The organism is Muricoccus vinaceus (genome assembly GCF_042433125.1).
GTDB classification, from domain to species: domain Bacteria; phylum Pseudomonadota; class Alphaproteobacteria; order Acetobacterales; family Acetobacteraceae; genus Roseomonas; species Roseomonas vinacea.
Window position 1 is genome coordinate 24,073 of sequence record NZ_JBHLVZ010000115.1, and the last position, 20,868, is coordinate 44,940.

Annotated in this window: 16 protein-coding genes and 2 pseudogenes; 9 read left to right on the forward strand and 9 right to left on the reverse strand. The window is 68.3% G+C overall.

Annotated elements, in window-relative coordinates:
• Positions 1-600: 600 nt before the first annotated feature.
• Complete coding sequence (locus ACFFIC_RS29385; protein ID WP_377057168.1) at positions 601-3,189, reverse strand: ATP-binding protein; 2,589 nt, start codon at positions 3,187-3,189, stop codon at positions 601-603.
• Positions 3,190-3,724: 535 nt separating this feature from the next.
• On the opposite strand from ACFFIC_RS29385, the gene ACFFIC_RS29390 reads away from it, so the two are divergent.
• From ACFFIC_RS29390 to ACFFIC_RS29400, 3 genes and pseudogenes are all read left to right on the forward strand, one after another.
• A complete protein-coding gene (locus ACFFIC_RS29390; protein ID WP_377057170.1) occupies positions 3,725-4,516 on the forward strand; it encodes an alpha/beta fold hydrolase in 792 nt (263 codons plus the stop codon).
• A gap of 190 nt (positions 4,517-4,706) precedes the next feature.
• On the forward strand, positions 4,707-6,323 hold the full coding sequence (locus tag ACFFIC_RS29395) for a GMC family oxidoreductase (protein ID WP_377057172.1): 1,617 nt from the start codon (positions 4,707-4,709) through the stop codon (positions 6,321-6,323).
• Positions 6,324-6,681: 358 nt separating this feature from the next.
• Positions 6,682-7,649, forward strand: a pseudogene (locus ACFFIC_RS29400) (benzoate/H(+) symporter BenE family transporter).
• A gap of 17 nt (positions 7,650-7,666) precedes the next feature.
• On the opposite strand, the gene ACFFIC_RS29405 reads toward ACFFIC_RS29400, so the two are convergent.
• Positions 7,667-8,455: an SDR family oxidoreductase gene (locus ACFFIC_RS29405; RefSeq protein WP_377057174.1), complete on the reverse strand. Its 789-nt coding sequence runs from the start codon at positions 8,453-8,455 to the stop codon at positions 7,667-7,669.
• A complete protein-coding gene (locus ACFFIC_RS29410) occupies positions 8,455-8,781 on the reverse strand; it encodes a nuclear transport factor 2 family protein (RefSeq protein WP_377057176.1) in 327 nt (108 codons plus the stop codon). Before ACFFIC_RS29410 ends, ACFFIC_RS29405 begins: the two co-directional genes overlap by 1 nt.
• A 102-nt stretch (positions 8,782-8,883) precedes the next feature.
• Between ACFFIC_RS29410 and ACFFIC_RS29415 the strand changes: the two genes are divergently transcribed.
• Together ACFFIC_RS29415 and ACFFIC_RS29420 are read left to right on the forward strand one after the other, a co-directional pair.
• Entirely contained in the window at positions 8,884-9,255 is a 372-nt protein-coding gene (locus ACFFIC_RS29415) for a winged helix-turn-helix transcriptional regulator (protein ID WP_377057178.1), read from the forward strand.
• A gap of 484 nt (positions 9,256-9,739) precedes the next feature.
• Complete coding sequence (locus ACFFIC_RS29420) at positions 9,740-10,177, forward strand: hypothetical protein (protein ID WP_377057180.1); 438 nt, start codon at positions 9,740-9,742, stop codon at positions 10,175-10,177.
• A gap of 2 nt (positions 10,178-10,179) precedes the next feature.
• Here ACFFIC_RS29420 and tnpC read toward each other — a convergent pair.
• The 4 genes and pseudogenes from tnpC to ACFFIC_RS29440 form a co-directional block, all read right to left on the reverse strand.
• A pseudogene (gene tnpC, locus ACFFIC_RS29425) lies at positions 10,180-11,736 on the reverse strand (IS66 family transposase).
• A gap of 22 nt (positions 11,737-11,758) precedes the next feature.
• Complete coding sequence (gene tnpB, locus ACFFIC_RS29430) at positions 11,759-12,076, reverse strand: IS66 family insertion sequence element accessory protein TnpB (RefSeq protein ID WP_377057181.1); 318 nt, start codon at positions 12,074-12,076, stop codon at positions 11,759-11,761.
• A 23-nt stretch (positions 12,077-12,099) separates the two neighbouring features.
• Positions 12,100-12,561, reverse strand: a complete 462-nt coding sequence (gene tnpA / locus ACFFIC_RS29435; protein WP_377057182.1) for an IS66-like element accessory protein TnpA — start codon at positions 12,559-12,561, stop codon at positions 12,100-12,102.
• An 80-nt stretch (positions 12,562-12,641) separates the two neighbouring features.
• Positions 12,642-12,938 carry a DinB/UmuC family translesion DNA polymerase gene (locus ACFFIC_RS29440; protein WP_377057183.1) on the reverse strand — a complete coding sequence of 99 codons (297 nt, stop codon included), beginning with the start codon at positions 12,936-12,938 and terminating at the stop codon, positions 12,642-12,644.
• Between the two features lie 236 nt (positions 12,939-13,174).
• On the opposite strand from ACFFIC_RS29440, the gene ACFFIC_RS29445 reads away from it, so the two are divergent.
• Positions 13,175-13,435, forward strand: a complete 261-nt coding sequence (locus tag ACFFIC_RS29445) for a hypothetical protein (RefSeq protein WP_377057184.1) — start codon at positions 13,175-13,177, stop codon at positions 13,433-13,435.
• Positions 13,436-13,454: 19 nt separating this feature from the next.
• Here the strand turns inward: ACFFIC_RS29445 and ACFFIC_RS29450 are convergent, their stop codons facing one another.
• Positions 13,455-14,783, reverse strand: a complete 1,329-nt coding sequence (locus tag ACFFIC_RS29450; protein ID WP_377057185.1) for a hypothetical protein — start codon at positions 14,781-14,783, stop codon at positions 13,455-13,457.
• Between the two features lie 856 nt (positions 14,784-15,639).
• Between ACFFIC_RS29450 and ACFFIC_RS29455 the strand changes: the two genes are divergently transcribed.
• Entirely contained in the window at positions 15,640-15,990 is a 351-nt protein-coding gene (locus tag ACFFIC_RS29455) for a DDE-type integrase/transposase/recombinase (RefSeq protein ID WP_377057186.1), read from the forward strand.
• 404 nt (positions 15,991-16,394) lie between these two features.
• Positions 16,395-17,918: an ABC transporter substrate-binding protein gene (locus tag ACFFIC_RS29460; protein ID WP_377057187.1), complete on the forward strand. Its 1,524-nt coding sequence runs from the start codon at positions 16,395-16,397 to the stop codon at positions 17,916-17,918.
• Here the strand turns inward: ACFFIC_RS29460 and ACFFIC_RS29465 are convergent.
• The gene (locus ACFFIC_RS29465) at positions 17,905-18,960 is read right to left on the reverse strand and encodes a DmpA family aminopeptidase (protein ID WP_377057188.1); all 1,056 of its coding nucleotides are present in this window, start codon (positions 18,958-18,960) and stop codon (positions 17,905-17,907) included. The two genes, ACFFIC_RS29460 and ACFFIC_RS29465, sit on opposite strands and share 14 nt — an antisense overlap.
• A 331-nt stretch (positions 18,961-19,291) precedes the next feature.
• Here ACFFIC_RS29465 and ACFFIC_RS29470 point away from each other — a divergent pair, with 331 nt between their 5' ends.
• Positions 19,292-20,401 (forward strand): D-alanyl-D-alanine carboxypeptidase family protein, encoded by a 1,110-nt coding sequence (locus ACFFIC_RS29470; protein ID WP_377057189.1) that lies wholly within the window; start codon positions 19,292-19,294, stop codon positions 20,399-20,401.
• Positions 20,402-20,868: the final 467 nt, after the last annotated feature.

Genomic DNA, 20,868 nt, shown 5'->3' on the forward strand with positions numbered 1-20,868 from the left:
TTTCCTCCGCAGCGTCCGTGCAAAGTTGGTGTTGCTGTCGCCCAGGCGATTGCGGTTCCAGCATAAGCGGATGCTTCAACCCCGAGCCCTGGCGCTGCGATCTTCGCGCCTAACAACGGCGTGGTTGCTTCGTTCTCTACGTCCTCACCGGGAAGGGGCAGCCAGCGACAGGGGCCGAGTTCGACCACTTCTTCCATCGCAGCCTCAACCGCGGGGAATACGGCTGGTTCATTTGCAAGGCGTGCCATCACGAGTTGACGCATGACAGCTACCTCGCCCGCTTCCGGCGGGTGCCGGAATTCCGCAGCTTCCAGGCGGCGGTTCTCACCATGCGGCGCCGGGCGCAGATGCACCCCAACGTCGCAGGCCCGTAGCTCAACCCCAACCCTGGCCTTCCCCCGTGGGAGGCACACAGAGCCCCATGACCTCACTCGATGTCATGGGGCTTTCTGCGTCCCTGCGCTTGAAGTGGGGATGGACAAGAAGAGCCTATCGTCCCGGATGTCTGCTTTGCGCTCAATCCGGAGGTTCACCCATGTGCTGCGCTATCCCGAAAGCGGCTATCCTGCTCAGAGGGACAAATCGCACCGCGGCGCAGCATCATGACCGCAGCGCGATGGCCAAGGCCTCGGTGACCATCTCCTCCTCGCCGAGGTTGGCGCCGCAGGCCGCCATGCATTCCAACTCGTCGGGAGTCAGATGCTGGCGTAGTATCGCTAGCAGCCGATCATGAACTGCCTGCGAGCCGAAGCTCCGCAAGATGCCCCTCTGCGCATGGCGAAACCGAACATGGCCGAAGAGGCGGCCAGCGACGGCGAGGCTGCCGTCTTCCGCCGCGATCAGCGCAAGCCTCTCGAGGTTGGCTGCCACTTCGTGCGGCAACGCCATGAGCCTGGCTGCCGCCAGCCTTTCCCTGACGATCGGGCGTGCTCGGGCGATGTCTCCCTCGGCCAGTCTGTAGGATGCTACGGCGCCGGCGATATGCTGCACCCAGGCGGAACGGGCCTGCACCGGTCCGAGCGAGGCCAGCGCCTCCTGCGCAACCGCGATGGCCTCTCCCATCCGGCCCGCGGCGCAGTAGAGCTCGGCCATGCTCCCCAGCGTCAGGGCGACGTCGCGCGGGCTGCGGAGGCGCCGGGCGATGGAGAGCGCATCCTCCAGGTCCGCGCGGGCCGCGGCAGGCTGGTCGCCGCGCATGCGGGCGACGGCCCGGGCCCTGAGGCAGGAGACGAGGGCCTTGCTCTTCTTCCCGCCGCGCAACGTATCCTCGGCCTCCTCGAGTAGGGGACCGGCAGCAGCAAGGTCCCCGGTAAGGATGTGCTGCCAGGCTTGGCGCCATAGGGCTCGCCCAAGGTCGATCCGGCTGCCGGCAGCACGGAACAGCGCAACCGCCCGGCGCGCGGCGTCCAAAGCCTCGGCGCCCCTGGAAGCCACCCATCCGCAGCGACCCAGCCACAACCGGCCCGCGACCTCGGGCGGGGTCGCCTCGTCGATCCTGGAGATCGCCAAGTCGAACCATTCATGCAGCTCGCCCGTCAGCGAGAGCTCGGCCCAGACATGCTCCGTATAGCTCGTCAGCTCGACGCCGAGGCGCCCGTCGCCGTCCGGCCCGAAGGCCCAGGACAGGCCCGCCCGCAGGTTCTCGATCTCCGGCGCGTAGATGGCGAACCAGTCCTCGTCGGGCATGAACGGCCAGTCCGCCTCCGCCCGTCCATAGGCCTTCACCAGCCACCGCGCGAGGCTGCGCCGCGCCTCGGCCAACTCGGGCGCGGAGAGGCGTTCGGCGGCGTAGTACCGTGTCGAGTCCAGCAATCGGTACCGCGCCTGCACGCCCGTCAGGTCCGCCTGGACCAGCGACTTGTCCACCAGGGACGCGATCAGGCCGCAGACCGCGTCCTCTCCACCCGCACAATCCGCCAGGAAGGCGGCGGAGCCTGCCGTCCAGGTGCCACCGAGGACGGACAGCCGCAGCAGCAGCGCGCTCTCTAGCGGCTCGAGCAGGTTGAAGCTCCAGTTGATCGCGGCCCTCAGGGTTTGCCGCCGAGCCAGCGCCGTCCGCCGCCCGGCGGTGAGCAGCTCGAAGTGCCGCTCCAGCCTCTCACGAAGCTCCTTCAGGGTCATGGCCTGCAGCGCCGGGGCAGCAAGCTCGATAGCGAGCGGGATGCCGTCCAGCCGTTGGCAGATCCGCATGATCTCGCCGGCATCGGCATCGTCCGGCACGAAGGCGCCGAGCGCTGCCGAGGCACGCTCGACGAACAGCTCGCTGGCAGGGTAGTCCGCGAGCCGCTCCGCGGTGATCGCGACATCGCGCGCTGCCGCGCCCAGTGGCTGTAGCCGGTGGAGCCGCTCCCCCTCGGCACGCAGAGGCTCGCGGCTCGTCGCGAGGATCACGATGCCGGGGCAGCCTCGCAGGATTGCCTCGGCGGCGTCGGCTGCGGCACGCAGCATGTGCTCGCAGCCATCGAGCACGAGCAGCCCGCGCCGGCCGGCCAGCGCGGCGATCACGACACGAAGCGCGTCGCCGCCGCCCACATCGACGTCGAGCGCAGAGGCGATCGTCGCCACGACGAGGCGAGGGTCCTCCAACGGTCCGAGATCGGCGAACCAGACGCCGTCCGGGCAGGACCGCCGGATGCGGTCGGCGGCGGCGAGGGCGAGCCGCGTCTTGCCCACGCCGCCAGCCCCGACGACCGTGACGAGGTGCGCCTCGAGGAAGCACGCCTCCACCCTGTCGAGGTCGCCATTGCGACCGATGAGCTTCGTCAAAGGCCGGGGAAGGTCCCCCGGCCACGGCGCGGGGTTTGCCGGCTCCTGAGTCCCCGCCGGAGCCGGCCGCAGGGAGGAAGGCAAGGGCAAGACCCGTCGCCCATCCCCGGCAGGGATCTCGATGACGGGCGCGACAAACCGGTACCCCCTCCCCGACAGCGTCGCGATGATGCCGCTGCCGAGAAGCTTGCGCAGGCCGGCGACATGGACGGTCAGGTTTCCCTCCTCCACGACACGGCCGGGCCAGACCAGTTCCAGGAGCTCGTGCTTCGGAACGACGCGGTCCCGTCGCTCTACGAGGGCGAGGAGCAGGTCAAAGGCGCGCCCACGGATTGGTACCTCCCGATCCTCTGCGGCGAGGATGCGGCGATCCGGGACAAGGTGAAAGGACCCGAAGGCAAAGGCTTTCGCTATCCCGGACATGTCACCTCCCCTCCGTCTGGAAGAATTTGGAATCCGTCGCTCGGCCACGCCGTGTGGCCGCCGCCATCGTTCCGTTGAACAACAGGATAGCCAAGCGAACGCGGCTGACCCAGCCTCGCCCGGGGATGTCGTGAAGTGCGGCCTGAAAGCCCTCCTCTCGGCAAGGCTTCAGGCGCCCGCGGCGTTGGGCCGCCTGCCCATCGAGACGGCGGAGCACCCGCTCCGGGCGAGCGCCCGCGTTCGAAAAGTTTGGAAAATTTCGGTACCGCCACAAGGACCCTGTGCCGCCGAAACGCGATCTTCCGCACGGCCCTCGCCCGATGGCGGGCGGTCCAGGCATGGGAGATGCGGCCTTGGACACCCAACCCGAGCCCCGCGGAGGGTGCGGAGAATGCGCCATGCCCGCGGGAGAGCTCCGGGCAGCGCACAGCGCTCGCGCGGGTGCCATGCGTCCTGACCTCCTCGCCTCCCGCTGGGCTGACGGCGCCGGCCACTGACCGCCGGTCTCTCGCCCCCTCAGAAAGGAAACCTTGCCATGCCCACCACCCGTCGCGACCTCGTCGCCTCGACCGCTGCGGCCACCATCGCCGGTGCCGCCCAGGCGCAGCCCGCCAGCCCGGGTCCCGGCCCCCAGCCCGCCCGGAACGTCGTGCTCGTGCACGGCGCCTTCGCCGACGGCTCGGGCTGGCGCCGCGTCTATGACGAGCTCACCTCCCGCGGCTACCGCGTCAGCATCGTCCAGAACCCGCTCACCTCGCTCGCCGACGACGTCGCCGCCACCCGCCGGATCCTGGACCGCCAGGACGGGTCCGCCATCCTCGTCGGCCATAGCTGGGGCGGTACGGTCATTACGGAGGCGGGTGTCCACCCGAAGGTCGCCGGCCTGGTCTACATCTCCGCCCTCTCGCCTGATGCCGGAGAGACCACCGCGCAGCAGTATGGCGGCTTCGTCACCCCGCCCGAGTTCGTTATCGACACGCACGGCGACGGCTTCGGCTTCGTGAAGGCCGAGAACTTCAAGGCCGGCTTCGCCGCCGATGCCGGCAACGCCGATGCCGCCTTCATGCGCGATTCCCAGGTGCCGATCGCCATGTCGGCCTTCGGCACGAGGCTGACCCAGGCTGCGTGGCGCAGCCGGCCGAGCTGGGCGGTGATCGCGACCGAGGACAAGGCCTTCGACCTCCGCATGCTGCGACATATGGCAAACCGCATCGGTGCCAAGGTCACGGAGGTCGCGGCCAGCCACGCCGTCTTCATGACCCAGCCGAGTGCTGTCGCCGACGTCATCGAAGAGGCGGCGCAGAAGTCTGCGGGCGCGGCGCGCTGAGCAGGACGACACCAAACCCGTAACAGCCGGTGCCGGGCCGATCCCGGCATCGATCGCGGCGCCGTGCCGCCCCGCTCCGGCAAGGTGCCCGCGACGCGGCCGATTGGAGGACGACGGGCGCTTGCGCCTCGTCGGCCCGTTCGCGCCGTGCCCGATCGATACCGCACGGCGCGAGAAGGATTGTTCACGCATGACTAACGCTGCTTTTGCTGAAGACCACGACTTCTCCATCCGGGCGCGCGACAACCAGGCGCGGCTGACAGCCGGGCTGCAGCGCCATTACGACTTCATCGTCTGCGGCGCCGGTGCCTCCGGCTCGGTGGTCGCGCGGCGGCTGGCCGAGAACCCGGACGTGCAGGTGCTGTTGCTCGAAGCGGGCGGCAGCGACGAGGCGGATGCCGTGCTCAACCCCGCCCTGTGGCCCACCAACCTTGGCGGCGAACGGGACTGGGGCTTCCAGGCAGAGCCCAACCCCCACCTGAACGGGCGACAGCTGTCCCTGTCGATGGGCAAGGTCCTCGGTGGCGGATCGAGCATCAACGTGATGGTGTGGGCACGCGGCCATCGCAGCGACTGGGATTTCTTCGCCGCGGAATCGGGCGACCCAGCCTGGGGCTACGAGAACGTCCTCGACATTTATCGCCGCATCGAGAACTGGCAGGGTACCCCCGACCCGCAGTACCGCGGGACGGGCGGGCCGGTCTGGGTGCAGCCCGCCGCCGATCCGAGCCCGGTCGCGCGCGCGATGCTCGACGCCGCGGGCGAGATCGGCATTCCCAGCTTCGAGCATCCGAACGGCCGCATGATGGAGGGAGAGGGCGGCGCCGCCATCAGCGACATGCTGGTCCGCGACGGCCGCCGCCACTCGCTCTACCGCGCCTATCTCCGGCCATGGCTCGATCGCCCGAACCTGACGTTGCTGACCGGCGCCCTGGTGCGCCGCATCGTCCTCGACAGGCGCCGCGCGGCCGGCGTGGAGTTTCTGCACAATGGGGAGGTCACGACCGTGGGCGCCCGCGTCGAGGTCGTGCTGTCGCTCGGCGCGGTCCAGACGCCGAAGGTGCTGATGCATTCCGGCATCGGCGACCGCGAGGAGCTGGGGCGGGTCGGCATCCCCGTGCTGCAGCACCTGCCCGGCGTCGGCCGGAACTTCCAGGACCACGTCTCCTTCGGCTGCACATGGGAGTACGCGGAGCCGATCGCGCCCCGGAACAGCGGCAGCGAGGCCACCCTGTACTGGAAGAGCCGGCCCGAGCTCGACGCGCCGGACCTGCTCTTCTGCCAGGTCGAGTTCCCCGTCCCGAGCGACCGGACGGCGGCGCGCGGCGCGCCGGCGCACGGGTGGACGATGTTCGCCGGCCTCGCGCGGCCGGCCAGCCGCGGCCGCCTGCGCCTGGGGAGCGCGGATCCGTTGGCAGCCGTCGCCATCGAGGCGGACTTCCTCTCCGATCCGGCGGACATGACGACGGCGAGGACCTGCGTCGAGCTCTGCCGCGCGCTGGGCAACGCCCCGGCCTTCCGCCCCTTCGTGCGAGGGGAGGCCATGCCGGGCGACCTGAAGGGCGACGCGCTCGACCTCTACATCCGCGATGCCGCCGTTACCTACTGGCACCAGAGTTGTACGGCAAAGATGGGACGGGACAGGATGTCGGTCGTGGACGCCACGCTCAAGGTCTATGGCGTGATTGGCCTGCGGGTGGCGGACGCCTCGGTCATGCCGCGGGTGACGACCGGGAATACCCAGGCGCCCTGTGCGATCATCGGTGAGCGGGCGGCCGGGATGATCCGCCGGGAGCACGGCGCGTAGCCGTCCCGGTCCCGGTCTCCGGTACTGCGGGCGGAAGCCTCGCGCGCGCTGCCGGCCGCCGCCACTTTCATCGAGGCGCGGCCGGTGGGCATATTCTAGGCGCCGGCTGCCCCCGCGCAGCCGGCGTCGGCCGAATTGCGCGCGTCCGGCAGCCGAGGAGAGCCACCTGCTGCGTAGCCTACCCCCTGCCCAGGCCTGGTCCTCGGCGCTGATCGCCGCCCTTGTGGGCTTCGGCGGCACCGTCGTGCTCGTGGTCCAGGCCATGCGTGTGCTGGGGGCTTCCGTCAGGTAGACCCCGTCGGCCGTGACCGCCCTCTGTCCCGCCATCGCCGGCGCGGCGCTGTCCCTGAGGTCGCGCATGCCGATCGTCCCGGCATGGTCGACGCCGGGGGCGGCGCTGCTCGCGGCCTTGACGCAGGGCCTCTCCTGGCCTGTTGCGGTCGGCGCGTTCTGTCGGCGGCGCTCATGACAGTCGTACTCAGCGCCGTGCCCGTGCTGGGACGGTGGGCGGAGCGCATCCCGTCCTCCATCGCCTCTGCCATGCTGGCCGGCGCGCTCCTGCCGTTCTGCCTGGCCCGCTTCAGGCTTGGCGCGACCCAGCCGCCGATGGTCGCCCTGCTCGTCGGCGTCTTCGTCGTCGCGCGGCGGCGGATTTGCTTGCACGCCCTCCGGCTCGTGCTGACCACCGGCATGCTGCTCGCCCTCCCACGCGGCGAGGTGGCGCCGCTGCTGCCGGGTGCCACGCTCGGCACCCTGTCCCCCGTGGCTCCGGTCTTAGACATGCAGGTCATCGCCAGCGTCAGCCTGCCGCTCTTTCTCGTGACACTGGTCTCGCAGAACCTTCCCGGGCTGGTGGTGCTTCGTGCCGCTGGCTACGCGCCAGGGCCGGGGCCGCTGCTGGTGGGGACCGGCGTGGCCTCGCTGCTCGCGGCACGCTTCGGGGCGCACGCGGTCAACCTGGCCGCCATCGCTGCTGCGATCTGCACGGCCCGTGAGGCGCATCCGGACGCGGCGAAGTGCTGGATCGTCGGCATGATCTACGCGGCTGTCTATCTCCTGCTCGCGACCTTCTCGCCGCTGCTGGTTCGCTTCCTCCTGGCATTGCCGCAGGAGGTGATCGCGGTGCTGACCGGCCTCGCGCTCATCCCGGCGCTGATCGGGACGATTGAAGCGATGCTGGCGACGCGGGAGGACCGCGATCTCGCCATCCTCACCTTCCTGGCGACAGGATCGGGCCTCACCCTCTTCGGGCTGGGGTCCGCCGTCTGGGGTCTGGTGGCCGGCTTCGTCGCGCTGGGCGCCGGCGTGCTGCTGCGGTGGGCCTGAGGCGCCGCCGCGCGGCGCTACACCGTCGGGATGGTCCCACCGTCGATGACGTATTCTCCGCCGTGGATGGCCGAGGCGCGGCCGGAGGCGAGGAAGACGATCAGCTCCGCCACCTCCTCGGGCCGGGCGGGGCGGCCGAGAGGGATGCCGCCGAGCGCCTCCAGGATAGCCTGGCGGGCCGTTTCCGGCGTGCCCCCGCTGCTGGCCGCGAGCCGCTGCACGAGCGCATCCGCCGCTTCCGTGTAGATCCAGCCGGGCGAGACGACGTTGACCCGCACCCCCTTCGGCCCGACCTCCTTCGAGAGTGCCTTGCTGTAGGTCGTCAGCGCGGCCTTCGCGGCAGCGTAGGCGGTCGTGGAATCGGGAAGCGGCAGCCGGCGCTGGATGGAGGCGACGTGGATGACCACTCCTGAACCGCGGTCGATCATCTGCGGCAGGAGCAGCCGGTCCAGCCGGACCGCGGGCATCAGGTTCAGGTCGAGCTCGGCCCGCCAGTGATCCTCCGTCAGGACGGCGAAGCCCCCGCCCGGTCCCGTGGAGCCGCCGAGGACATGCACCAGCGCGTCGATACGGCCGAGCCGCTCCATGGCGGCGTCCGCGAGCGCACGGGTTCCGTCGGCGCTTGTGAGGTCGGCCTCCAGAAATTCGACGCCTGCGAGATCCTCGGGGCGGCGCCTCGCCGCCGTCATCACGCGGGCCCCCGCCTCCAGGAAACGCTGGACGGTCGCGCGGCCCGCTCCCTTGCTACCCGCGGTGACGAGGACGCGCTGCCCTTCGAACTCGGCAGGGTCGCTGTGCGGCCGCATCAGGCGATCTCCAGCCCTGCGATCGCGTCGCCCTGGAGCCTGAAGCGGAACGTAAAGTGGACCGGGCTACCGGGGAAATTGCCGGCGGTCAGGCCGTCCACGACGATGCGGCCATCCTGTTCACGGCATGTCTCGGGGCTGAAGACGGCGCCGCTGGCAATGGTCGCCGATTCGATCCAGCGCCTGATCTCGTCCCGTCCCATATGGTGCCCGCCATCGTCACGCACCACCGCGTCCCGGGCGAATGGCGCCAGCATGCCGTCGGCATCGAGCTGGGAATTGGCCGCGACATAGGCGGCAATCGGTGTTGGCAGTTCGATGGTCATGGCATTTCTCCGGAGATTGTTGCCCCGGCGGGAAGCTGCTTCTAGGATCCCCGTATGACAAGAACGGACGAGAAAGTAAGGGACTTACCTCGGAGTAAGCGTGTGTCCTACACGGCGGAAACGGCCGCGCAGGGCGTGCAGAACGTCGTCAGAGCGCTCGAGGGGCGCTGGAAGCTCGTGATCCTGTTCCAGCTCTTCGGCGGACAGGTGCGGCGCTTCTCCGATCTCGAACGGGCCATTCCCGGCGTGTCACAGAAGATGCTGATCCAGCAGCTGCGTCAGCTTGAGGGCGACGGCGTCGTCGCACGGGTCGTCCATCATCAGGTGCCCCCGAAAGTGGAGTACCACTTGACTGAGTGGGGACAGTCGCTCTGCCCGGCGCTTGATGCCCTGCTCATATGGGCTGAAAGCGCGCCGCCTGAGCTTCGCTCCCGGCTTGTGGAGGTAATGCGGTCTCATGAGCCGGATGCTTGACGAGATGGCCACGCCAAACTGTCTCGTAAGCGTTGCCTTGATGCGGGCGGTGATAATTGTCGTCCCGGGCCATACATAATCGACTTCCAACATCTCGCCGCGCTTCGTCGTCGCGCTTCGCTCCTGCAACCTTGGAGAAGAGTTTGGAGCAGCAGGGACGGTCGGCCTACGACCTTTAACAGGTGACCCAGATAATCACCGGCGGATCTCTGCACCAGGTCAGGCGGCTTGGTTCTTCTGGTACCACCGCCTTCAAGTGTTGCTGGAGCACCGTGAAACCCGTTGCCACCTCCGCTTTGGTGCATGCTCAGCTCCGAAGCGGCCGTTCTGCTTTCGGCCAGACCCGGTCATCCATGCGTTGCCGCTTACCCAAAGTAACCGTCGTCCCGGCCCCACGGTGAGCGTTGGGTGACGTGCGTCTTGATTGGTTTTTCGGGCGGAGGCTGGCGAGGTAACCTCGGCGCGTCGAGGGGTTGAGGTTGAGATGGCGGTCGAGGACGATCTGCTGGCGCGACTGCGCAAGATCGAGGCGCTGATAGCCGGCGCGGGGACGGCTGGCGAGCGGGAGGTGGCCGGCGCCGCGCTGGAGCGGGTCAAGACGCGGCTGGCGGAGCAGGCGCATCGGGATCCGCCGGTCGAGTTGCAGTTCTCCATGCCGGATGCCTGGTCGCGCCAACTCTTCGTGGCGCTGTGCCGGCGCTACGGCCTCAAGCCCTACCGCTACCCGCGGCAGAAGCGCACGACGGTGATGCTGCGGGTGCCGCGCGGGTTCAACGATACGGTGCTCTGGCCGGAGTTCGTCGAGCTTGATCGGGCGCTTGTTGCGCACCTGCAGGAGGTGACGAGCCGGATCATCCGTGGCGCGGTGCATGCCGACACGAGCGAGGCGGAGGAGTTGCCGGCGGCGCTGCCGGGCCGATAGCCCTATGCCGCGGCTGCGGTGCCGGCTTGGCGCCAGTTCCAGGGCAGCAGACTGGCAAGCTCCGTCGAGCGCACCTCGCCACGGACCATCCGCTCCAGCACGTCGGTCAGCCAGGCCTGCGGGTTGACGCCGTTGATGATGGCGGTGCGGATCAGCGTCGTGGCGATGGCCCAGTTCTCCCCGCCGCCCTCGCTGCCGGCGAACAACGCGGCCTTGCGGGTGACGACGACGGGACGGATCTCCCGCTCCACGCTGTTGGTGTCGAGCTCGAGCACGCCGTTGTCGAGGAACCGGCAGAGGCCGTCCCAGTGCCGCAGGCCATAGCGGATTGCCGCAGCGAGCGCGGAGCCCTGGCTGACCCGCCCGAGTTGCGCGTCGAGCCAGAGGTGGAGATCGCCGACAAGCGGCGCGCTGCGGTCCTGCCGGATGGCCTGGCGTTCCTCGGCAGACCTGCCACGGATCCCGTGCTCGATGGCGTAGAGCGCGCCGATGCGCAGCAGGGCCTCGGCGGCGATCGGCGAAGCGGTGTGGGTGTGGACCTTGTGGAAGCGCCGGCGCAGATGCGCCCAGCAGAAGGCGAGCGCGACCGCGCCGTCGCTGCGCCGGTCCGCCAGTGCCCGGAAGCCGCCGTAGCCGTCCACCTGCAGCGTGCCCCGGAAGGCGGCGAGGTGCTCAGCGGGCCGGGTGCCCCTGCGGTCCGGGGCGTAGACATAGGCGACCGCCGGCGGCCCGGTGCCGCCCGAGGCGCGGTCATCGGCGGCGTAGGCCCAGATCCGCCCGTCGCGCGTCCGACCCCGGCCGGGAGCCAGCGTGGGCAGCGGCGTGTCGTCGGCGAAGACCCGCGCATGGCCGACGACATGGGCGAGGACCAGCCCGTGCAGCGGCCGGAGCCACCAGCAGGCTTGGCGCACCCAGTCGCAAAGCGTCGCCCGGTCGAGCTGGATGCCGCCACGGGCCAGGATCTAGCACTGGCGGTAGAGCGGCAGCCCATCGCCGTACTTCGACACCAAGACGTGCGCCAGCAATGCCTCGGTCGGCAGGCCGCCGGCGACGATCCGCGCCGGCGCGGGCGCCTGGTGCACGCCCTCGGCGCAGCGGCGGCAGGCATAGCGGGGCCGAACGGTGACGCGGACCCGCAGCTGGGCAGGCACGACATCGAGCCGCTCGGCGCGATCCTCGCCGACCTTGTGCATCTCGCGCCGGCAGCAGGGGCAGGCGCGGCCGGCGATGTCGATCACCGTCTCGATGCGCTCCAGATGCGCCGGCAGCGCGCCGCAGTTGCGGCGGCGCTCGGAGGCGGGTTTGCGCTCCGACGCCGGGGCATCGGCACCACTTGTCGGCGGAGGCGGCGGTGATGCGCCGAAGGTCAGGGCGAGTTGTCCCGGATCAATGCGCTCGACGCTCTGGCCGAAGTGCGCTCGCCGCAGGTCGTGGATGATCTGCTCGAGGTGCGCGATGCGTGCCTCGGCCGCGGCAAGCGCGGTGCGCAGTTCCTCCAGGTCAGGGGGCGCGGCATCGGACACGGCGAAATCGTCGCCGACGTTCTCGCGTCGCTCCAAGCGAAAGCGACGCCGCACGCGATCACACCGCCGTCGGCCGCCAGGCCGGCTGCACCCGTCGCCACTCGAGGCCCTCGAGCAGCAGGGACATCTGCGCCGGCGACAGGACCACCTTGCCGGTCGGCGTTACCGGCCAGGGGAAGGCGCCCTGCTCGATGCGCTTGATCAGCAGGCACAAACCGACGCCGTCGTGCCAGAGGCACTTCACCAGCCGCCCCTTGCGGCCACGGAAGGCGTAGAGCGAGCCGTCGAACGGATCGGCGCCGAGCGACTGCTGGACCAGCGCGGCCAGACTGTCCATGCCGCGCCGCATGTCGGTGACGCCGCAGGCGAGGAACACCCGGGCTCCAGGCTGAGGCCCGATCATCGGCCGCGCAGCACCGCCAGCACCCGCCGCAGCGCGTCGGCACCGACGTCCTCGTCGAGCCGCAGCACCGTCCCGCAGGGCAGCACCACCTCCATGCGCGCAGGCGCCTGTGCCGGGGGCTCCGGGGCAGACAGCGGCGGCATTGGCACATCCTCCGCCATGGCAACCTGTGCGAAGGCGGGCAGCGGCATCGGCACGGCGCCGAGCTCGCCGCTCATCACCTGCCGTCGCCACGTGTAGAAAAGGCTCGAGGTGAGGCCCCAGCGCCGGATCACCTCGGTCGGTCTCGCACCGGGCTGCATCGCCTCGACAACAATCCGGCGTTTTTGGTCCGCCGACCAACTCCGCCGCCCCTCGCCACGCGTGACCACCTCGATCACCTCGTCGGGCCGTGCCTTGCGAGCAGTCCTACAACCAGTCCTATGACCGGTCTCGGCCCCCTCCGCCTCGATCTCCAAAGCCACCTCCGCCGCATGCTGCCACGCGACACGGCATCATCAGCAGGGCGTTTCGCAAGGTGAGGTCAGGACGACGGTTACTACCCAAAGTCCAAGTTGACTTGATCCGCGCGCTCTCCGTCGGCGCTGTCGAAGCCGGAGACGGTGACGCCGAGGAGGCGCACCGCTTTGGCCGGCGGGAAGAAGCCCTCCAGCAGATCCCGCGAGATCCGCGCGAGCGCCGCCCGGCTGCTGACCGGCACCGACGAGGTCCGGCTGCGGGTGAGCTGCTGGACGTCGGCGAACTTCACCTTGATGGTCACGGTGCGCCCGAAGGTGCCGGTTGTCTCGCACCATCCCCAGACCTCCTCCGCGAGCGCCGCGATCCCTTGCTCCACCTCCTGAGCGCACCAACAAGCAGGCGCTGTGGAATGCTTTCTGCGAGGCGCATGCGATCCACGGTGGGCGTGCCGCTGTTTGCTGAGGGACCTGACGGCGCGGTCGAGCTGTTCCAGCACGGCCGGGACGGTCGCCCCATGCTGCGGCGCTCGGTGGCGATGGATGAGCTCCTGGCCACCACCCTGGAGCGGGTGCTGGCCGCGCCGGCTGGCGACGCCGAAGGTGTGCTTTCCTTATGCACCGCCTCAATGAGGCGGGACGGGTGGTGTCGCTTTACGTCGGCAAGGCGCGACGCTCCGAGCGCGAAGGCAGCATGTCGGCCAACCTGACGGTCATTCCTAGCAACGGCAGCAAGCTCGGCCGCTGGGGCTACGGCTATGCCTATCACCTCGGCGACCTCAGCGCCGCCCGGCCACCTCACCGCGCCTGCGACAGCCGGCGCGCTTCCGGTGCACAGCTTAGGGGCTGGGATCTCCCGGCAAAACTGCGCCGGTAAGCACCGGTCTCACTCAAGGTCACGATCCATCCTCGGAGGGTGGGACGTGTCGCCGGAGGGTGAGCGCGAGGAGCACACCAGGTTTGCGGGCCAGACCGCCCTCCATGACCGGAATGAAGTTGGCGCGCAGCTCGAGTAGCCCCTCCGCTTTGGCTTCGTCGGGCTCCTGACCAACCCACACCAGACGACCGTTCCCAAGATCCTCCAGCGGGGAGCCAAACCGCTCCTCCAACATGTTGCGCACATCGTTGTGGTTCAGGTTGGGTAGGAAGCGCACCTCAGTCACTTCTCTCACGCGTCCCGACGGAGCGTCCTCCAAGTCGCCTTCTGCTACCGCAAGGCAAGAGCCGTATAAGTCTTCGGGGGCAAGTGGCAGCGAGAAGGCGAGAAGATCGGCGACAACTCCGGCCGAGCAGTCTGGCTGCCCCACGCCCCGCACGGCCGCACTTGGCAACTGGTCGAAAAAGGCTCCAGCGAAAGGCACTGGGTGAGATTGGAGGGCTAAATCCTGCGCCTCGCTCACAGGCATGCCGATGCGCAGTCCAGACAAGCTGGCGGTGGGGAGAGTAGGAGGTCCAGAAGATCGCGCCAAGGCAGCTGCTGCGCGAGAGCCTAGGCGGCTAAAGACATGCAGAGGCTGGCCTGTCACAGATTCAACGACCGCCGACAAGATCTCTGCTGTGACGGGAGGCCCGTCACTCTCGCGCACCTGCGGCAGCACGCCAGTAAGAGCGAACGTGACTGTAATCCTGCCATGCCCAGCCCAGCGCCCAAGCGACGCAAGACCCACGTTTTGAAGGAGCTGTGCGGCGCTGTTGGCGTCAGTAGCAGGAACGATTGCGACGGCGTCGGCATTGCTGAAGCGAAGGCTGAAGCGCTGATCAGGATTGATCGGATTACGAAGAGCAAGGCGACGGAGACCTCCGCTTTCTATCGGAATGCCGCCATTCTCTTCACGATAGGTGAAGATCTCGGTGTCGATGCTCAAGGTGAAAGTCTGATCAAGATCGAAACTCTCGAAGCTCGACCGCAGCCGGCGGGCGGCCAGCACAGTGAGATAGCGGCGCTCGGCCACCGGATCTCGCACCCGGTGCGTTGAGGGAGGACGGTTAGCGACGGCAGTCTCGGCAAGGATACGGAAGTCGGGTTCGGAGCCGGACATGCGATGGTAGGCGAACAGGACATCCTGCTCGGTGATCTCGGTCGCTCCTGCAGGCGTGGCAGCGGAACCCATGCCGGATTCCTCGCGCTGAGTGCTGTGCGCCGGGCCAACCGACAGCGGAGTGACAAACGGCAGAGCCCAAAGTGCAGCGCTGACGAGGAGGTGGCAAAAGGGGCGGGTGCTCATGCTCGAGGGCTCCTTGACCAAGGGTCTATTCTCAAGGCGGTTTGGCCCGAGTGAGGAACGCATAGGTTAGGCGGATAAAACGACCGAGGCTCGCAGGCAGGTGGCCCACGGCCAGCACGCCAAGCTGGGTCGGCGGCCGTGGTGGTCAGGAGGGGGCTGGCTCGGCGACCATGCTCAGGATCGTTTCCAAGGGGTGGTGGAGCCGATACGACGAGGTGCGGCAGTGGGGCACGCGCGTGTTACCGCAGCATAGGCCGCGCTGAACCCCATAAGGGATAACGTGCGACGAACGGTGCTGCGTCCATTGGCGAGGCTGCTCCTGGCTACTGCGACGCGCTCCTTGCGGAAAGCCGCGACTACGGCAAGACCATCTCTGGCAAACGCTGTGCCCGCCGCTGTGTCGAAGCGCAGATCCGTCGATCCAGCGGTGATTGTCACCTTGGCGTTCCGGCGTAAGACGAGACCAATCCGAAGCGCAACCAAGTTGCGCCCGCGCGGCCGGTGCGCGACAACCAGTACGCTGTCCGGGGTCGGTGTCGCAACCGCTTGAGTGAAGGCGTAACAGACTTTCCCGCTGGCCTCCCGGTGCGTGGCAGCACCCCGGGATTGATAGCTTCCCAGAAGCTGCTGGGCAAAGGCAGATGTCGTGGCGAGCAAGGCTGCAGCGCAGAGCAGAATCCGAGTCATGGGGAGGGACGTAATCGACTCACCGCCAATAGTCTAATCCAACCTTACCAGCCCGCATGTCCACACGTGCGTCGGTTCTGTCAGTTCTCGCGCCAGAGGAGGGCTGGGTAGGCGGGCATGGGGTTTGCGGGTAGGGGCCCGGGGAATCACGAGGCCTCCGGAACCGGGAATGGACTGCGTGGGGTGCGGCCCTGAAAGCACATCGGAGCATCACCATGGACGGTCACCGCCCTACCCGCGGGCGATCCACTCGACGCTGGGCCGCTATGTGAAGCACCGCACCAGCCGCTTCAGGAAGAACGGACCGGAGCAAGATCATAGCGGCATCAAAGGTCGAATCCGATGTATGCGCGGCTTCAAGAGCCTCAGCTCGGCCGCACGGTTCTGTCGAGGCTACGATGAACTGCGTAACCACCTCCATCCCAGCACTCGCCACCGCCAGCATGTTCCCGCCGACCGCCGACGCTTCCTTCACATCCGTTATGCGACGACCGCACTCGCCATACTGCAGGCCGGGTAGGGCCGACACGCCGCTGCGCCCTTCCAGTGCCTGCCTTGGCGTAAGCGCTGACAGAACCCGCAGCCCAAGCGGCAGATAGCAGCAAGGGGTGGGAAGCGGTTGTTGAGAGTCGTCGGAAGGACGTCTACCACCTGCGACACCGGCCATAAAGCAGCGTGCCCGGGCGTGCGCTTACGGGTAAAGCCTGTCCATACCGGGTCTAACCTGTTTGATTTTAAATCGTTTCCCCACACTAGGTCAGTACCTTCCACTGTGGCTGCCGTTTTTTGGCTGGCTGGCTCACTTGCGCCAGGGCAGCCTTCCTGGCGATCATTCGTGTGTTTCAGGGAGAGGCATAGGGAATGGTATTGGCACGACGCGGCCTGTTACAGGCCCCTCTCCTCTTGGGCGTCGCCTTGCCCGCAATGGCCCAGACGCCGGCGGGCGTCCTCGTCATCGCCAAGCAGATCAGCGACCTCACCAGCGTAGACCCGGCCGAAAGCTTCGAGTGGAGTGGCGCCGAGGTGTGCGGCAACGTCTACCAGAAGCTCGTCACCACCCCGAACGACAATCCTGCCCAGCTCACCGGCGAGTTAGCCGAGAGCTGGGCGGTGTCCGACGACGGACGGACCTTCACCTTCCGCATGCGCCAGGGCTCCCGCTTCGCATCCGGCAATCCTGTCTCGGCTGAGGACGCGGCTTGGTCGCTCCAGCGCGCCGTCATCATGAACAAGTCGCCTGCCTTCATCATCAACCAGTTCGGCTTCACGAAGGACAATGTGGCCGAGCGCATCCGCGCCACCGATCTCCGCACACTTGTGCTGCAGCTGGAGGAGCCGACCGCGCCCAGCTTCCTCCTCTTCTGTCTCTCCGCCGTGGTCGGCAGCGTGATCGAGAAAGCCGCCGCCACCGCTCAGGCGCGCGGCGATGATCTCGGCAATGCCTGGCTGAAGGCCAACACCGCCGGCTCCGGTCCCTACGCGCTCCGCAGCTGGCGGGCGAACGAGAGCATCGTGCTGGAAGCCAATCCTCACGCCACCCGCGCGCCGGCCACACGCCGCGTCATCACGCGCCACGTCGCCGATCCCGCGGTCCAGCTTCTCGGCCTCCAGCGCGGTGACTTCGACATCGCCCGCAACCTCCTTGCTGAGCAGATCAGTCAGGTCTCGCAGGACCAGCGCCTCCGGCTCCATGCCCAGCGCCGGGCCAGCGTGATGTATCTCTCGCTCAACCAGAAGGTCCCGCAGCTCGCCCGGCCAGAGGTGCGGCAAGCCATCAAGATGGCCATCGACTACGAAGGCATTCAGCGCGGCCTCGTTCCTAATACCTATGCGGTCAACCAGAGCTTCCTTCCTCAAGGCTTTCCGGGCGCTCTCGCTGACACACCGTTCCGCCAGGACATCGACGGCGCGAGAGCGCTGATGTCGCGGGCGGGCTTGGCCGGCGGCTTCGATGCCAGCTTCGACTTCACGGCCGAGGCGCCCTTCATGGACATCGCCCAGGCCATCCAGGCCAACCTCGCCCGCATCGGCATCCGCCTGCGCATGAACCCCGGCGACAGCCGGCAGGTCGTCAGCCGGACTCGTGCCCGCCAGCACGATATCGCGCAGGTGCAGTGGGGTAGTGACTACTTCGACCCCAATACGAACGCCGAGGCTTTCCTCATCAACACCGACAACAGTGACGATGCCCGCAACAAGACCTTGGCCTGGCGCGCCAGCTGGCACATCCCCGAGATCAGCGCCCGCACCCTCGCTGCCCGCAAGGAACCCGACGCCGCCAGGCGCAACGCGATGTACGAGACGCTGCAGAGAGAGGGGCGAGAGAGCAGCCCATTCGTCATGCTCTTCCAGCTCATCGAGAACTCTGTGACCCGCGCCTCGGTCACGGGCCTCGACACCGGGCCGATGAGCGACCGCTACCGCTATGCCGGAATTACGAAGGCATAGCGGCCAGTACGTCCCGCAACGCCGCCCGATGGTGCCCGCGGAAGCCTGTCATGGGCTCCGCGGCCACTAGAGCGTCCATCACCGCCTCTGCCGCGGTCTCCGCAGCCGCGCGGAACAGCGTATCCAACTCGGCCTCTGCCAGAACACGCCGTGTCAGGATCGGTTCAAGCGGCTCGTGCGGTCGCCGCTCCGCCGTCGAGAACGCCAGCGCCAGGTCACCGCTTCCGTGCCCCCAGAAGGAGCCAGTCCAGGCGATGCCCGCCCCGGCCCGCGCGGCGACGCGCCGCAACTGTCGGTGCTCCAGCGGTACGTCCGTCGCGATCACCACGATCACGGATCCCCGTTCCGGGCTCCCCATCCCGGCTGGAACCCGCCGTCCGTCCGGCAGCCGCAGGTCGCCTGCTCGTCCGTAGTTGGCCAGCACCAAGGCGCCCAGGTGAAAATGATCGTCACCGATCCGCAGCCGGCGGGATGAGGTGCCGACCCCACCCTTCAGGCCGAAGCAGCTCATGCCGGTCCCGGCGCCCACAGCGCCCGAGACCACGTCTTCGCTGGCCATCTGGATCGCTGCAGCCGCGTCATCCGGCCTGACCGCCAGCGCCTGGATGTCGTTTAGGTATCCGTCATTGCACTCCATCACGACAGGGTTGACCGTCGAGGTCTCGCGCCCAATCCGCGGCTCCTCCACCAGTGCGTGGCGGATCAGAGCCTCCGTACAGGCAGCCACCCCGAAGGTGTTCGTGAGCAGGAGCGGCGTCTCCAACTCGCCGAGTTCCTGAACCTGCATCAGCCCCACGCTCTTGCCGAAACCGTTCATGACCGCCACCGCCGCCGGCACCTTCTCGCGGAACAGGTTGCCCCCGTGCGGAAGAATTGCGGTCACACCCGTCCGGATGTGGCTGCTAGGCCGTAGGCTGGTATGGCCCACTCTGACGCCGGGTACGTCGGTGATTGTGTTCCGGGCTCCTGCGGGAAGATCTCCCCAGCCGAGGTCGGCATCTCTGGCTCGCAAGTCAGGCCTCTCCATCCGCTCATCTCGCATTGATACACCCGATTAGCGGCGGCCAGGGCAAGCTTGGGCCCATATCTCCGGCTAGAGGTGACCTTCGAGTTCAAGAGAGCGGGCAGGGTATCCTATCATCCAGATAGCCGTAGAGGGTGGACAGCCGACATAGCCGGCGATCACCTCGACGAGCGCTTCACGCCCATCGAAGGTACCTCCAGACGCCGTGGCAGCCAGTGCCGCTTTGTCCCCGCACGGACGGCCGCGCAAGCGCTCCGCCGTCCTGGATTTCTCCGGGCGAGTACCAAGTCTGGTCGCAACCCGTTAACAGCCACGAGGCATACCAGCCCAGTCAACCTGGAGCTGGATCATGCGGGCCCGCACGCCCATGCGCGCCGTTGCCCGCGCACTCTCCCTTCTCGCCGCAGGACTCGTTGCGCCTGCCGCTGCGCGGGAGGTCGCACCGGCGCCGGGCGCGATCGGAGCAGGGGGACGCGAGCGCCCCGGATGGGCAGGCGGCCCATCGGCCGTCGTCCCCCAGCTTTCGGCCACGACATGGACGAGCTTTGCGCGCACCACTGCCGTCCCGCCGCCTTCCGCTGCGGCGGACCGGGCAGCACGCGTACCGGCCGTTGCTTCGATAACAACTTCACCCGCACGACCGCAGGCCCTCTCGGGCGCCGTTGGCCGTGCCCGCGCGGAGATCGTGATAGACTTGGCAACCGGCCGGGTGCTGCACGAGGCCGATGCGGACATCCCGGCGCGACCCGCCTCGCTTGCCAAGCTGATGACGCTGGAGTTGCTCTTCAGCGCTATGGAGGGGGGCGTTATTGGCGAGGCGACGCTTATCCCGGTTTCGCAGCGCGCCGCGGCGATGCCGCCGACCCGCCTTGGGTTGGCCGCCGGCAGCAGCATCCCGGCACGTGAGGCGGCATTCTGCCTCGCCGTGCACTCCTGCAATGACGTTGCCGCCGCCGTCGCCGAGCACCTGGCCGGAAGCGAGGACCTCTTCGCCGCTGCCATGACGGACAGGGCGCAGCGGCTCGGCCTGCGCTCGACCACCTTTGGAAACGCCTCCGGTCTGCCTGACCCGCGGAACCGCTCCACCGCGCGCGACCTCGCGCTGCTGGGAGCCGGGATCATGGCGCGGCATCCGCGCATGTTGCAGGTGCTCGGAACGGCCCGGTGGGGGTATGGGGAGGCAAGCTTCCGCAACACATCCCGGCTCATTGGGACGCACGCCCTCATTCACGGAGGCAAGACAGGCTATGTCCGCGAAAGCGGGTACAACATGCTTGCCTTCGCCGGGGCGCCGGACGGGCGACGCGTGCTCGCCGTCGTTCTCGGCGGAGCGACGGCAGACGAGCGGGACGCCCGGGTTTCAGCACTGGTGGAGGCCGGCATCGCAGCAGCAACTCGCCCGGTTGGCGCCCCCCGCCACGCAGTCCTCCAGGCCGGCCACCTGTCTGCTGCCCGGTGACCCACCGGCAACTACACCCGGGCTTCCAGCCTTGGACAAGCTGCCTGCCTTTCAGCCGCCCTTGTTCCCGTTCTTCTCATAACGCGCGTGCAGGTGCAGGGCAAAAACTGCACCCTTCCGTCGGTGTGGCCCGTCGTCAAAGCCGTTCCTCTCGGCCAAATTCAGCCATCCGCACCGGCACGATAGGAGTCTGCAACGAGTGGAGACCGGACAATCGTCGTGGTGCATGAATCTCGATTTATGCACCACGAGGGAAAGGTATTGCGCGCCAGAGCATGTCCCGACGTTTGCCACGGGGTCGCCGTGTTGCATGGCTCGCGGGTGTGGGCGAACTGCGCCCTGCCCGGATCGGGGCTCATGTGACGCGGACGTACTCCGGGCGCCCGAGCTCGAGCATGCGATTCAAAGCCAAGGACAAAACCTCCTGATCTGGCGGAGGCAGATGACGGCGCAGGCGAGGGTTGTCA